This is a genomic window from Actinomadura sp. KC06, from assembly GCF_004348735.1.
Lineage (GTDB): Bacteria > Actinomycetota > Actinomycetes > Streptosporangiales > Streptosporangiaceae > Spirillospora.
The window spans coordinates 14468-27954 of the sequence record NZ_SMKT01000040.1; the positions used below are offsets into that span (position 1 = coordinate 14468).

Annotated in this window: 10 protein-coding genes; 3 read left to right on the forward strand and 7 right to left on the reverse strand. The window is 72.0% G+C overall.

The features are described from left to right. The first annotated feature begins 56 nt into the window (after positions 1 to 56). Entirely contained in the window at positions 57 to 449 is a 393-nt protein-coding gene (locus E1287_RS15370) for an OsmC family protein (RefSeq protein ID WP_131965616.1), read from the forward strand. Between the two features lie 100 nt (positions 450 to 549). Here the strand turns inward: E1287_RS15370 and E1287_RS15375 are convergent, their stop codons facing one another. Beyond that, positions 550 to 2292 carry a glycoside hydrolase family 3 protein gene (locus E1287_RS15375; RefSeq protein WP_131965617.1) on the reverse strand — a complete coding sequence of 581 codons (1743 nt, stop codon included), beginning with the start codon at positions 2290 to 2292 and terminating at the stop codon, positions 550 to 552. Positions 2293 to 2389: 97 nt separating this feature from the next. Continuing rightward, positions 2390 to 3832, reverse strand: a complete 1443-nt coding sequence (locus E1287_RS15380; protein WP_165969016.1) for an alpha/beta hydrolase — start codon at positions 3830 to 3832, stop codon at positions 2390 to 2392. Between the two features lie 363 nt (positions 3833 to 4195). Between E1287_RS15380 and E1287_RS15385 the strand changes: the two genes are divergently transcribed. Beyond that, positions 4196 to 5116: a phosphatase PAP2 family protein gene (locus E1287_RS15385; protein ID WP_243719046.1), complete on the forward strand. Its 921-nt coding sequence runs from the start codon at positions 4196 to 4198 to the stop codon at positions 5114 to 5116. Positions 5117 to 5153: 37 nt separating this feature from the next. On the opposite strand, the gene E1287_RS45640 is transcribed toward E1287_RS15385, so the two are convergent. From E1287_RS45640 to E1287_RS15410, 5 genes are all read right to left on the reverse strand, one after another. Beyond that, positions 5154 to 8306: a bifunctional [glutamine synthetase] adenylyltransferase/[glutamine synthetase]-adenylyl-L-tyrosine phosphorylase gene (locus E1287_RS45640; protein WP_131965619.1), complete on the reverse strand. Its 3153-nt coding sequence runs from the start codon at positions 8304 to 8306 to the stop codon at positions 5154 to 5156. Positions 8307 to 8333: 27 nt separating this feature from the next. After that, on the reverse strand, positions 8334 to 9695 hold the full coding sequence (gene glnA, locus E1287_RS15395) for a type I glutamate--ammonia ligase (protein ID WP_131965620.1): 1362 nt from the start codon (positions 9693 to 9695) through the stop codon (positions 8334 to 8336). 123 nt (positions 9696 to 9818) lie between these two features. Further along, complete coding sequence (locus tag E1287_RS15400; RefSeq protein ID WP_165969017.1) at positions 9819 to 10619, reverse strand: amino acid ABC transporter ATP-binding protein; 801 nt, start codon at positions 10617 to 10619, stop codon at positions 9819 to 9821. Further along, positions 10616 to 11428 (reverse strand): amino acid ABC transporter permease, encoded by an 813-nt coding sequence (locus E1287_RS15405; protein ID WP_131965621.1) that lies wholly within the window; start codon positions 11426 to 11428, stop codon positions 10616 to 10618. The genes E1287_RS15400 and E1287_RS15405 overlap by 4 nt, the downstream gene beginning before the upstream one ends. A gap of 11 nt (positions 11429 to 11439) precedes the next feature. Next, positions 11440 to 12267 (reverse strand): transporter substrate-binding domain-containing protein, encoded by an 828-nt coding sequence (locus tag E1287_RS15410; RefSeq protein ID WP_131965622.1) that lies wholly within the window; start codon positions 12265 to 12267, stop codon positions 11440 to 11442. 177 nt (positions 12268 to 12444) lie between these two features. On the opposite strand from E1287_RS15410, the gene E1287_RS15415 reads away from it, so the two are divergent. After that, on the forward strand, positions 12445 to 13482 hold the full coding sequence (locus tag E1287_RS15415) for a terpene synthase family protein (RefSeq protein ID WP_207934231.1): 1038 nt from the start codon (positions 12445 to 12447) through the stop codon (positions 13480 to 13482). Positions 13483 to 13487: the final 5 nt, after the last annotated feature.

Consider the following 13487-nt stretch of genomic DNA (forward strand, 5'->3'; position numbering starts at 1 on the left):
AACCCGCCCCAGGCCGCTGTTCACGCGGACGAACCAGGCGATCAGAGGGGTTGGCAATGACCGAGGTCAGGGTGGAGCGCACCGAGGACGGGTTCCAGGCGGTCAACGACCGGGGCGCGAAGGTCGCCATCGGCGACTCGGACGCCGAGGGCGTCTTCACGCCGGTCGAGCTGCTGCTGGCCGCGCTCGGCGGCTGCGAGCTGGTGACCGTGGAGCCGCTGACCTCGCAGCGCGGGCACCGGATGGCGCGGCTCGCCGCGACCGTCCAGGCGGACAAGGTCGCGACGAGCACCCTCGGCACGATCACGATCACCTATGACGTCGAGCTCCCCGAAGGCGACGCGAAGGCCGAGGACGTGCTGAAGGCCGTGGCCGGGCGGGTGCACGAGAAGTACTGCACCGTCGGCAACGCCCTCCGGGAGCCCATGAAGGTCGAGCAGGTCGTCTGAGCCGAGGTCTCGCAGGCCCGGGCCGGGGCCCGGATGCGCCGATCGGGGGAGGCGGCGCACCCGGGCGGTCCGGGCGGTCTGGGCCGTCGAGCGGAGCTCGTCAGTAGCGCAGGCCGTGGCCGTATGGGTACAGGCCCTTGATCGTGACCGGCAGGCGTCCGCCCGGCTGCTCGCCGAAGACGACGCGCGCGGCGGCCTTGTGCATGGTCAGGTCGATCCGCTGGGTGCGGGCGGTCGTCCCGTAGGTCGCGACGTACGCCTTGACGTCCGGGTAGGACGTGAGGTCGTACGGCAGCCCGATCGCGAGCGCCGCGACCGGCTTGCCCGTCGCCTGCAGCGCCTTGACGAGCTTGGCCTGGCCCGCGGGCAGCGGGCCGGACGAGAACGTCGCGACGAGGATCCGGTCGGCGGACGCGGCCCGCTTGACGGCGTCGGCGATCTCCGCGTCGGTCGGGTTGGTCGTCACGGACTGCCAGGTCTCCACCGGGCCGTCCGAGACGCCGGCGACCTCGTCCGCGAACACCTTGGTCTGGACGGCGCCCGCGACGAGCGTCCGGTCGTCGGATTCCGGGTCGAACGGGAGGACGCCGCCGTCGTTGCGTACCAGGGTCGTCGCGGCGAGGCCCATGTTCAGGGCGCGCCGCTGGAACATCTGGTTGCCGGAGACCTTCTCGGCCGTCCTGGGGTCGGCGTAGCGGTGGTCGCCCACCTTGTACTTGCATTTGAGGCCGAGGATGCGCCGGACGGACTCGTCCACCCGCTCCCTGCTCAGCGACCCGTCGGCCAGGGCGTCGGCGAGCGCGTCGACCGCCTCGGCGTGGGTCTCGAACTCGCCGGTGGACATGATGACGTCCGCGCCCGCCTCGACCGCCATCACCGTGGCCTGGCGGGTGCCCCAGTTCTTGTCGATGGCGTCCATGTCCATGGCGTCGGTGACGATCAGGCCGTCGAAGCCCATCTCGTCGCGGAGCAGGCCGGTCAGGACCTTGGGCGACAGCGTGGCGGGCAGGTCGGGGTCGATGGCCTTGACCACGACGTGCGCCGTCATGATCGAGTCGGCGCCGGCCTCGATGGCGCTGCGGAACGGGGGCAGGTGCACCTTTTCGAGGGTCGCCCGGTCGTAGGTGACGGCGGGGAGCTCCAGGTGGCTGTCGAACTCGGTGTCGCCGTGCCCGGGGAAGTGCTTGGGCGTCGCGATCAGGCCGGCCTTGTTGTAGGTGCGCACCTGCGCCTCGACGAGGCCGGTCACCAGGTCGCTGCGCTCGCCGAACGACCGGACGCCGATGATCGGGTTGGCGGGGTTGGTGTTGACGTCGGCGACCGGCGCGTAGCCCCAGTGGAAGCCCATCGCGCGGGCCTCCGCCGCGGTGATCACGGCGGCCTCGCGGGCGAGGCGGGGGTCGCGGGCGGCGCCGAGGCCCATCGCGTTGGGGAGCGGAGTCGTGCCCTCGCGGACGTTGTGGGTCGTGCCGAACTCGAAGTCGCCCGAGACGAGCAGCGGCATGCCGAGGCGGGTGTCCTGCGCCCATCGCTGCATCTGGTTGGCGTAGCGGGCGGCGATCCCGGGGTTCTCCGGCTCGTGGGTGAGGGTCGAGCCGATCTTCAGTTCCTGGATCGCGCGGCGGGTCTGGTCGTCGGGCATGCCGTCCGGTTTGACCCCGGTGGACACCATGACCATCTGACCGACCTTCTCGGCATCGGTCATCTTCGACAACTGGGCGTCGACGTCACAGGCCCGGCCGCCGCCGGGCGGCGCCTGCGCGTGGGCGGGCGGGGCCAGCGCCAGCCCCAGCGCCGCGACCGCGGCGATCGACACGAGTATTCGGCCACCGTTATTCATCATGATCCTCCTCCGGCATATTGGTCTAGACCAGTCCATACCGGTGCTGGGATCAATGGTGAAAGTTGCCAAAAAGCGAGCCGTCTCGTGCGGACGACGGCTAGGCGCAGGTGGTTCCGGCGGGCGGGACGGCCCCGTCGAGGAGGTAGGCGTTCACCCTCGCGCGGACGCACAGGTCGCCGGTGTCGTAGGCGCCGTGGCCCTCCCCCTGGAGGGTGAGGAGCGTCGCCCGTCCGCCCAGGGCCCTCGTCAGCGCGGGCGCCCACGCGTACGGGGTGGCCGGGTCGCCGGTATTGCCGACGACGAGGATCGGCGCGGCGGACGGGGCGGACACCTCACGGGCCGCGTCGTCGCCCTTCACCGGCCAGCCGGTGCATTGCAGCAGGGCCCATGCCATGGACGTCCCGAAGATCGGCGAGGCGTCCCGGAACGCGGGAAGGAGCCGCCGGACGTCGGCCGGGGTGTGGCGGTCGGTGCCGTCCGCGCAGGTGATCGCGGTGTTGGCGGCTGACAGGTTGCTGTACGTCCCGTCCTGCCTGCGGCCGTTCAGGACGTCGGCGAGCGCGAGCAGCAGCGAGCCGTCGCGGCGTTTGACGGCGTCGACGAGCCCCTGCGCGAGGTACGGCCAGGCGTCGCGGGAGTAGAGGGCGGCGGCGACGCCGGTCGTGCCGAGGCTCTGGGTGAGTTCGCGGCCGCCGGACGTCTTCAGCGGCCTGCGGTCGAGCCCGGCGAGGATCCGTGCCGTGGACCTCACGACGGACGGGCCGTCGTTGCCCAGCGGGCACGCCTTCGGGCCCAGCCGGGCGCAGGCGGCCCCGAAGGCGCCGAGGGCGCGCTGGAACCCCGCGGCCTGCTGCAGCGCGAGGTCCCTGCTGCCGATCTTGGTGTCGACGGCGGCGTCGAGGACGGCACGTCCGACCCGGCCGGGGAACCGGTGCGCGTACGCGCCGCCGAGCCAGGTGCCGTAGGAAATGCCGAAGTAGTGCAGCTTCTCGTCGCCGAGCGCGACGCGGATCATGTCCAGGTCGCGGGCGGCGTTCAGCGTGCCGACATGCGGCAGCAGCCTGCCCGACCGCGCCTGGCACTGCTTGACGTAGGCTGCGCGGCCCCCGATGTACGCCTTCTCTTCGGCGGGGGTGTCGGGGCTGTCGTCCCGGGCGGTGATCTCGTCCAGCTGCCGGGCTCCGGCGCACGTCACCGGGGCGCTCCGCCCGACGCCGCGCGGGTCGAACCCGACCAGGTCGTAGCGGGCGCCGAGGTCGGAGTACTGCCCCGCGGCCTGCGCGAGCGCGCCGACGCCCTCGCCGCCGGGGCCGCCGAAGTTGAACACGAGCGAGCCGATGCGGCGCCGCGGCTCGGTGGCCGGAACCTTGATCAGCGCGATGCCGATCTTCTCGCCGGACGGCCTGGCATGGTCGAGCGGCACCCTGACCGTCGCGCAGCGGAACCCGGTGGGGGGCGGCGCGGTTCCCGGGGGCGGCGACGGGAGGCCCGTGCATCGCTTCCATTCGGGCGGACGGACGCCCGCGGCCGATATGCTCATCACTGCCGCATGGCCCTTACGCGTACTTCCGGCGGCATGTGTACTTCCTGAGGCGTACGCCAGACCAGAAGCGGCCAACGCGGTGGCACCGACTACCGCAATGCCAGGTATCGCCCTAAAGCGGGCCATTCGTCCCCCCGTTCGTGTCGCGGGGGGCGACCCTGATCTACCCCGGGCCTCCTATGCTGACTCCTGATCAACTCCACAGGCTCCACACGGGGGGAGCCGGGAGGGGGAGGCGTCCCCGGGGCCCATCCCCCGAAAGTCCGGATACCGCATCAGGGTCGTACTACTCAAGTCTGAGATGAAGACCATTCGTCGCGGTGATCTCAATTAGGGGGCCGTGCGGCAAAGATGGATACCATGGCTCAACCGCCCCCCAAAGCAGCGGCCGCGACGAAGCGGCGACGGGTGCTCACCGCTCCTCCGGTGTGGCGTGAGCTTCTTCTGGTCGTCCTCTTCTATACCGGCTATACGCTGACGCGCATCGTCCTGGTTCAGGACGGCACGGGGCCCGCCTTCGCCCACGCCGACCAGATCCTCGGCGTAGAGCGCTACCTGGGGCTGGACGTTGAGCTTCATCTCAACCAGACGTTGCTGTCGGTGCCCTGGCTGGCACGCGCCGCGAACATCTTCTACGCCACGATGCATTTCATCGTGACGCTCGGCGTCGTCGTCTGGCTGTACCGCTACCGGCCGGAACACTACCGGTGGCTCCGCACCTCGATCATGATCGCCACCGGCATGGCGCTGATCGGCTTCTGGCTGTACCCGCTGGCCCCGCCGCGGTTCCTGCACAGCGAGGGCTTCGTCGACCCGGTGACCGCGCTGCACTCGCTCGGCCTGTACGCCAGCGACGCGTCCGGGACGCTCACCAACCAGTACGCGGCGATGCCGTCCATGCACGCGGGATGGTCGCTGTGGGTCGGGATCGTCGTGGTCAAGCTCGCCACGCAGAAATGGGCCAAGGCGCTCGGCGCGCTCTACCCCGTCACGACCGTGTACGTGATCCTCTCCACCGCCAACCACTACGTGCTGGACGCGGTGGCCGGGTTCGCCCTGGTCGGCGGCGCGGCGTGGCTGTCCTGGGTCCTCTACGTCAGGCATCCCGAACCGATCATCATGATGCGGGCCCGCATCGCGCACGGCATCGCGAGCCGCGTCCGCCGGGGCGCCGGCGAACCGTCCCCCGGCCACGTCCCCAGCGCGGCCGCCGGCGTCACCGCCGCCAGTGGAGCCACGCGCTCCTCGTACAACTCTGGTCGTACATCGCAGCCCGCTTAGCCCGCGGGCCCGCAGCCTCGCCCAGTCCGCAAGTTCGCTAGTCCGCGCCGTAGAAGACCCGGTCGACGACCGTGCGGGCACGGCGGGCGTGGCGGCGGTAGTCCTCCAGGAGATCGCCGGTCCCGGGATAGCCGAGGACGCGGGCGACGGCCGTGCGCTCCCGGTGATGATCGCTGGGCAGCAGGTCGGACGCGCGGCCCCGGACCAGCATGATCGAGCCGCGGATGCGGGTGGCGAGGCACCACGCCTCGGTCAGGACGGCGGCGTCCTCGGCGTCCAGCAGCCGGGCCTCGACCGCCGCGTCGAGCGCGTCCAGGGTCCGGGTCGTGCGCAGGCCGGGGACCTCGTGGGCGTGCCGGAGCTGGAGGAGCTGCGCGACCCATTCCACGTCCGCGAGCCCGCCGGGGCCTAGCTTGGTGTGCAGCCGCCGGTCGACACCGCGCGGGAGCCGTTCGGACTCCATCCGCGCCTTCAGCCGCCGGATCTGCCGGACGGCGTCGTCGTCGATGCCGCCGTCCGGCCACCGGACCGGGTCGATCAGGGCGCGGAACCGGTCGCGCAGCCCCTGGTCGCCGATCAGCGGGTCGGCGCGCAGCAGCGCCTGCGCCTCCCAGGGCTCCGACCAGCGGGCGTAGTAGGCGGCGTAGGACGCCAGCGTCCGGACGAGCGGCCCCTGCCGCCCCTCGGGACGCAGGTTCGGGTCGATCTCCAGCGGCGGGTCGGGCGCGGGGAGGGAGAGCAGGCGGCGCAGCTCCTCGGCGACGGCGTGCGCGGCGCGTCCCGCGGCCCGCTCGTCCGCGCCGGGCTCCGGGTCGTGGACGAACATGACGTCGGCGTCGCTGCCGTAGCCGAGCTCGTGCCCGCCGAACCGGCCCATCGCGACGACCGCCAGCCGTGTCGGAAGCGGCTCCCCTGAACCGGTCTCGAACTTGTTGACGGCGGCCTGGAGCGCGGCCTCGACGGTGACGGCGGCGATGTCGGTGAGGGCCTCCCCGACCGTCCGGACGTCCACGAGGCCGAGCAGGTCGGCGACCGACACCCGGAACAGCTCCCGGCGGCGCTGCGCCCGCACCGCCGCGACCGCCTCCTCCGCCGCAGACCCCGCTGTCCCGGCAGACCCTGCTGTCCCGGCAGACCCCGCTGCCCCGCCAGACCCCGCAGACCCCCCGGAGCCCGCAGACCCGGGGCCAGAGCCCGCAGGCCCGCCGGAGCCCGCGGGCGCCCCGCGGGAGTCCCAGTGGCGGCGGACGACGGCTAGGGCCTCCGCGCGCACCGTCCCGAACGGGCGCGGGGACAGCCCGGCGTCGGAGCCCAGCAGCGCGACCGCCTCCGGGGCGCGCAGCAGCAGGTCGGTGGCGTAGCGGCTGGAGCCGAGGATCCACGCCATCCGCTCGGCGATGGTCACCTCGTCCCGCAGCAGCCGCAGGTACCAGGGGGTGGTGCCGAGCGCGTCGCTGACCTGCCGGAACCCGAGCAGGCCCGCGTCCGGGTCGGGGGCGTCGGCGAACCAGCCGAGCATGACCGGCAGCAGCGTCCGCTGGATCGCGGCGCGCCGCGACACACCGGAGGTGAGCGCCTCGATGTGGCGGAGCGCGCCCGCCGGGTCGGCGAAGCCGAGCGCCTCCAGCCGGGCCCCCGCAGCGGCCGGGGTGAGCCGCGCCTCCTCGCCGGGCAGCCGCGCCACGGCCAGCAGCAGCGGCCGGTAGAACAGCTTCTCGTGGATGCGGCGGACCTCGCGGGCGTGCCGCCGCCAGAGCGCGGTGAACTCCTTGACCGGGTCGGGGCGCAGGCCGAGGGCGCGGCCGAGGCGGCGCAGGCCGTCCTCGTCGTCCGGGACGAGATGCGTCCGCCGCAGCCGGTGAAGCTGGACGAGATGCTCCACGCGCCGCAGGAACCGGTACGCCGACGACAGTGCCGACGCGTCGTCGCGTCCGACGTAGCCGCCCCGCGACAGGTCGTCGAGCGCGTCGAGGGTGGCGCGGGCGCGGAGCGTCTCGTCGGACCGGCCATGGACGAGCTGCAGCAGCTGCACCGAGAACTCCACGTCCCGGAGCCCGCCGGGGCCGAGCTTGAGCTGCCGTTCCGAGTCGGCGGTGCGCTGGTTCAGGTCGGCCTCGACGCGGCGGCGCATCGCCTGGACGTCCTCGACGAAGCTCTCCCCCTCGGCCGCGTCCCACACGATCGGGGCGATCATGTCGATGTAGCGGGCGCCGAGCTCCGCGTCGCCCGCGACCGGACGGGCCTTCAGCAGCGCCTGGAACTCCCAGGTCTTGGCCCAGCGCTCGTAGTAGGCGCGGTGGCTGGCGAGGGTCCGCACCAGCGGGCCCGCCTTGCCCTCCGGGCGGAGCGCCGCGTCCACCTCCCACAACGCGCCCTCTTCGGTGCTGGACGAGCAGGCCCGCATCATCGCCGAAGCCAGGCGCGTCGCGGTGCGCAGCGCCGCCTGCTCGGGCTCTCCCTCGCGCGCCTCCGCCACAAAGATCACGTCGACGTCGCTGACGTAGTTCAGCTCGCGGCCGCCGCACTTGCCCATGCCGATCACGGCGAGACGGCATGTCGAGTGCTCGGGGACGTCGGCGCGCGCGATCGCGAGGCCCGCCTCCAGCGCGGCGGCGGCGAGATCGGCCAGCTCGGCGGCCACGACGGCGATGTCCGCAAGGCCGGTCAGGTCGCGTCCCGCCAGCGCCAAGAGCCGCCTTCGATACGCGACGCGCAGCGCGACGAGCGTCTCCTGACAGGACCCGGACGCCACGGGCTCCCCGTCGCCCGGATCGGCGCCGACGGCGGCCAGCAGATCCTCGCGGGGATGCCCGGCCGGGGCGTCCTGATCGTCGCGCAGGACCCGCCAATGCTCCGGATGCCGGACGAGGTGATCGCCCAGCGCGGCGCTCACCCCGAGGACGGCCGTGATCCGCTCCCGCGTCCCGGGCTCCCCGGCGAGGGCCTCCCGCAGCTCGCCGCCGACTCCCTTCCCGTCGGCGGACGGCAGCAGCCGGAGCAGCCCGTCCAGCGCGAGATCGGGGTCGGCGGTGCCGCCGAGGGCGTCGAGAAGATCGTCGCCGGGCCGGATGCCGGCGCCCGACTCCGCGTCCAGCAGGAGCCGCTCGGCGCGGGCGGCGTCGGTGAAGCCGAGCCGCGCCAGGCGCCCGGCGAGGGACGAGCGGCGCTCGGGAGTGCGGGACTCGGTCACGGGTCCACCGTAATCCGGCTCCCCTGGTCAGAGGACGGCGAGAAGGCGCTTCCGCTCGAACTCGGTCACCTGGCGCCGGTAGTCCTCCCATTCCTGCCGTTTGTTCCGCAGGAAGAAGTCGAAGACGTGCTCCCCCAGGATGTCGGCCACCAGCTCGCTGCGCTCCATCGCGTGGATCGCCTCGTCCAGGTCCTGCGGGAGCGGCTCGATGCCGAGGGCGCGCCGCTCGGCGACGGTGAGGGCCCACACGTCGTCCTCGGCGCCCGGCGGCAGCTCGTAGCCCTCTTCGATGCCCTTCAGCCCAGCGCCGAGGATCGCCGCGAACGACAGGTAGGGGTTCGCCGCCGTGTCCAGCGACCGGAACTCGATGCGGGTCGAGTGGCCCTTGTGCGGCTTGTACATCGGGACGCGGACGAGCGCCGACCGGTTGTTGTGCCCCCAGCAGATGTAGGACGGCGCCTCTCCCCCGGCCCCGGCCGCGGACCCGACGTTGCCCCACAGCCGCTTGTAGGAGTTGACGAACTGGTTGCACACCGCCGTGATCTCCGACGAGTGGCGCAGCAGCCCGGCGATGAACGCCCGCCCGACCTTGGACAGCTTGTACTCCGCGCCCGGCTCGTAGAACGCGTTGCGGTCGCCCTCGAACAGCGACATGTGCGTGTGCATGCCGGACCCGGGGTGCTCGGTGAACGGCTTCGGCATGAAGGACGCGTGCACGCCCTGCTCCAGCGCGACCTCCTTCATCACCAGCCGGAACGTCATGATGTTGTCGGCGGTGGTGAGCGCGTCGGCGTACCGCAGGTCGATCTCCTGCTGGCCGGGGGCGCCCTCGTGGTGGCTGAACTCCACCGAGATGCCCATCGCCTCCAGCATCGTGATCGCGTTGCGGCGGAAGTCGTGCGCGGCGCTGTGCGGGGTGTGGTCGAAGTAGCCGCCCGCGTCCGCCGGCTCGGGCTCGCGGCCGTCCTCCGGCTTGTCGTTGAGCAGGAAGAACTCGATCTCGGGGTGGGTGTAGAAGGTGAAGCCGAGGTCGGCGGCCCTGGCCAGCGCCCGCTTGAGGACATAGCGGGGGTCGGCGAAGCTCGGCGTCCCGTCCGGCATGAGGATGTCGCAGAACATGCGGCCCACGCCGGGCGACTCCGACCGCCAGGGCAGCACCTGGAACGTGGACGGGTCCGGCTTGGCGATCATGTCGGCCTCGTACACGCGGGCGAAGCCCTCGATCGCCGACCCGTCGAAGCCGATCCCCTCGCCGAAGGCGCCCTCCAGCTCGGCGGGGGCGACGGCCACCGACTTCAGGAACCCGAGCACGTCGGTGAACCACAGCCGGATGAAGCGGATGTCGCGCTCCTCCAGCGTGCGCAGCACGAACTCCTGCTGACGGTCCAAGTCCCACTCCCTCGGTACTGCCTGCCGCTACGTCCTACGTGGAAGTATGCCGCGCCGCTGTTACCGCGACGTTACGCGCGCACGTTCCATCAGAACGTTCCCGCTGACCGGAAGATATCCGACTTATTCGCCCTCTCCGACCCGTGCCGCCGCCGGATCGAGGACGCGGGACAGGAACGTCCGCGTCCGCTCGTGGGACGGGTCGTCGATCACCCGCGCGGGCGGGCCCTCCTCGACGACCGCGCCGGCGTCCATGAACACGACCCGGTCGGCGACCTCGCGGGCGAAGCTCATCTCGTGGGTGACGACGAGCATGGTCATCCCCTGCTCCGCCAGCCCGCGCATGACGCCGAGGACGTCGCCGACCAGCTCCGGGTCCAGCGCGGACGTCGGCTCGTCGAACAGCATCACCTCGGGCCCCATCGCCAGCGCCCGCGCGATCGCGACGCGCTGCTGCTGCCCGCCCGACAGCTGCGCCGGATAGGAGCCGATCTTGTCGGCGAGCCCGACGCGCTCCAGGTTCTCCCGCGCGATCCGCTCGGCCTCCGACTTGTCCCGCTTCAGCACCTTCCGCTGCGCGATCATGACGTTGCCGAGGGCCGTGAGATGCGGGAACAGGTTGAACGACTGGAACACCATGCCGATGCGGCGGCGGACGGCGTCGATGTCGACGTCGGGGTCGGTGACGTCCGCGCCGACGACCCGGACCGTCCCGGACGTCGGCTCCTCCAGCAGGTTGACGCAGCGCAGCAGCGTCGACTTGCCCGACCCGGACGGGCCGATCACGCAGACGACCTCGCCCGGCTCGACGCGGAAGTCGATGCCGCGCAGCACCTCGTTCGTCCCGAACGACTTGCGCAGCCCGCTGATCTCGATCGCGCCGTGCCCGTCCGGCTCCCCGGCCTTCTTGTCCAAGCTGGTCATCGGGCCTCCCGCTGCCGCGCCTCCAGCCGCCGGGCCAGCAGGCTCAGCGGGATCGTGATGAGCAGATAGCAGATGCCGGCCACGATGATCGGGGTGGTGTTGCCGACCTGCCCCGCCAGGTCGCGGCCGAACTTGGTGAGCTCCCGCTCCTCCAGCGTGATGCCGAGGAACAGCACGAGCGAGGAGTCCTTGCAGAGCAGCACCAGCTGGTTGGTGAGCGGCGGGATGATGATCCGGAACGCCTGCGGGATGATGATCGACCACATCGCCCGGGGATAGGACATGCCGAGCGACCGCGCCGCCTCCATCTGGCCCTTCGGCACGGCGACGATCCCGGCCCGGATCGTCTCGGCCATGTACGCGGCGGCGGCGAGGCCCAGGGAGAGGCCCGCCTGGCCCACCGCGCCGCCGGGGATGTTCGTGCCGGGGAACGCCAGCGGCACGCCCACCCCCACGAAGATGAAGATCAGCAGCAGCGGCAGGCCGCGGAAGATCTCGATGTAGGCGGTCGCGAACGCCCGGTACGGCGGGACGGACGACAGCCGCATCAGCGCGATCAGCAGCCCGCCGCCGAGGCCGAGCCCGAACCCGACCGCGGTGTAGACGGCGGTGTTGCGCAGACCGACCGTGATCACCTCGGGGAAAAGGCCCTTGGCGACCTCCCAGTTGGCGAAGTTGTGCTGCAGCGTGCCCCAGTCGGCCAGCACGATCGCCAGCACGACGACGACGATGAACAGCCCGTACTGCCCGCCGAGCGAGAGCTGCCGGCGGCGGCGCCGGGACATGCCGCCCGGCGCCGCCGTCTTCATAGGCTCCGCCGTCACGATCCGCTGCCGCCCGCCGCCGGGGGCATCGGGCCGATCCACTTCTCATAGATGCGCTTGTAGGTGCCGTCCGACTTCGCCTGCGCGATCACGTCGTTGGTCATCTTCACCAGCTCGGGGTTGTGGCCCTTGCGCATCCACATGCCGTACTGCTCGCCCGTGTTCAGGTTCGCGACGACCTCGTACGCCGAGTTCGCCGGGTCCTTCAGCCAGCCCCGGACGACCGGGTCGTCCTGGACGATCACGTCCACCTGGCCGGTGCGCAGCCCGTCCAGCTCGGCGGTGGAGTTGTCGAACGAGCGCGGGTCGAGGCCCTTGCCGCGGACGAAGTCCTCGCCCGTCGTGCCCGCCTGGGAGCCGAGCTTGAGCTTCTTGGACTTGACGTCGTCCAGCGAGGTGATCCCGCTGCCCTTCTTCGCCATCAGCGACTGGGTCGCGTCGAAGTAGGGGGTGGAGACGTCCATGAACTTCACGCGGTCCGGCTTGATGGTCATCCCGCCCATCTGGATGTCGCATTTGCCGGCGTTCAGGGCCGACCCCGTCTTCATCGTCTCGAACGGGGTGTCGACGATCTTCTGGGTGACGCCGAGCTTCTTGGCGACGAGGTCGATGATGTCCACGTCGAAGCCGACGACCTTGCCCGTCTTCTTGTCCTCGAACTGGAACGGCGGGTAGGGCAGGTGCGTGCAGGACGTCAGCGCGCCCTTCTCGATGAGCTTCACGCCCTGCACGGTGGCGCCCTCGTCGCCGCCGCACGCCGTCGCCGTCAGCGCCAGGGCCGCCAGCCCGGCGCCCAGTGCCCAACGCGTGGTTCGTCTGGACACGTTTGCCTCCTGTGGGAGCGTTTTGCGCGATCGTCGAACTATGCCACGCCGTGCGGCGGGTCCGCCCGTGACCGTCCCCGCATATCCGTTTCCCGAAAATTGACGTGGCGATCATGCCCGTCCGGTGAAGTGATCATTAGCGTGGGCGGGGTCGTGGACATCTCTCTTCTTCTCTCGATGACCGACCGGGTGACCGCGCTGGCGTCCCCGTCGGCGATGCATCCTGAGTCGTGGCGGCTGGGCGCGCAGGTGGAGACCTGGGCGCGCGGCCGCGGGCTGGTGCTCGGAGATCCGGACACCTCGCCGCTCGGCCGGGCCCGCTGCGAGCGGCTCGCCGCCCGCGTGTTCCCGTCCGCCGACCTCGCCGCGGTCGAGCTGTTCGCCCGCTGGCTGACCTGGACCCTCGCGCTGGACGACACGCTGGACCAGCCGCCGCTCGCCGACAGCGGCAGCGCCGTCCACGCGATGTACGACGACCTGCTGCGCGCGATGCGGCGCGGGCACGCCCGGCCGGGCGCCCGGGCGCTGGAGGCGGCGCTGGTGGAGCTGTGGCAGTCCACCGCTGCCGGCATGAGCCGCGAATGGCGCCGCCGCTTCATGCTGCAGCTGGAGGCGCACCGGGACGGCTGCGCGGAGGAGTCGGTCAACCGCCGGATCAGGCACGTCCCGACCGAGGCGCAGTACGCGCCGCTGCGCCGCCGCGCGTGTGGACCGTTCCTGTACGACCTGGTCGAGCCCGTCCTCGGCGTCGAGCTGCCCGCGCGGCTGCTGCGGACGCCGCGGTGGAAGACGCTCGCGCACAGCGTCGCCGACGTCGTGGCCTGGTCGAACGACGTGGCGTCGCACGAGCTGGAGTCGGCGCGCGGCGACGTCCACGCCCTGCCCGCCGTGCTCGCCCGCGCGCACGGGCTGGACCCGGCGCGGTCCGCCGGCCGGATCGCCGGCATGGTCGCCGAGAAGATCGCCGACCGGATCGAGGACGCCTGGCGGGCCGCCCGCAGCCTCCCCGAGATGCTCGACCGGCTGGAGCTCACCGTGGCGCAGCGCGCCGCCGCCGCGCGGGTCGTCAAGGTCCTGCTGGACACCCCGCGCGCCCACATCGACTGGCTGGCCGAATCCGGTCGCTACATCGAGTTCCGCTCTTCCCATGGCCCTGGATTGCCTCCGGCGCCGGGACACGCGATGCGGTCACTGCATCGCTCCGTCTCGCCCTGACGGTC

Bases quoted from the DNA above. Each gene is read 5' to 3' on its own strand.
- E1287_RS15375 (WP_131965617.1), bottom strand. From the start codon at position 2,292: ATGATGAATAACGGTGGCCGAATACTCGTGTCGATCGCCGCGGTCGCG.
- E1287_RS15400 (WP_165969017.1), bottom strand. From the start codon at position 10,619: ATGACCAGCTTGGACAAGAAGGCCGGGGAGCCGGACGGGCACGGCGCG.
- E1287_RS15415 (WP_207934231.1), top strand. From the start codon at position 12,445: ATGACCGACCGGGTGACCGCGCTGGCGTCCCCGTCGGCGATGCATCCT.
- E1287_RS15370 (WP_131965616.1), top strand. From the start codon at position 57: ATGACCGAGGTCAGGGTGGAGCGCACCGAGGACGGGTTCCAGGCGGTC.
- E1287_RS15385 (WP_243719046.1), top strand. From the start codon at position 4,196: ATGGCTCAACCGCCCCCCAAAGCAGCGGCCGCGACGAAGCGGCGACGG.
- E1287_RS15405 (WP_131965621.1), bottom strand. From the start codon at position 11,428: ATGAAGACGGCGGCGCCGGGCGGCATGTCCCGGCGCCGCCGCCGGCAG.
- E1287_RS15380 (WP_165969016.1), bottom strand. From the start codon at position 3,832: ATGAGCATATCGGCCGCGGGCGTCCGTCCGCCCGAATGGAAGCGATGC.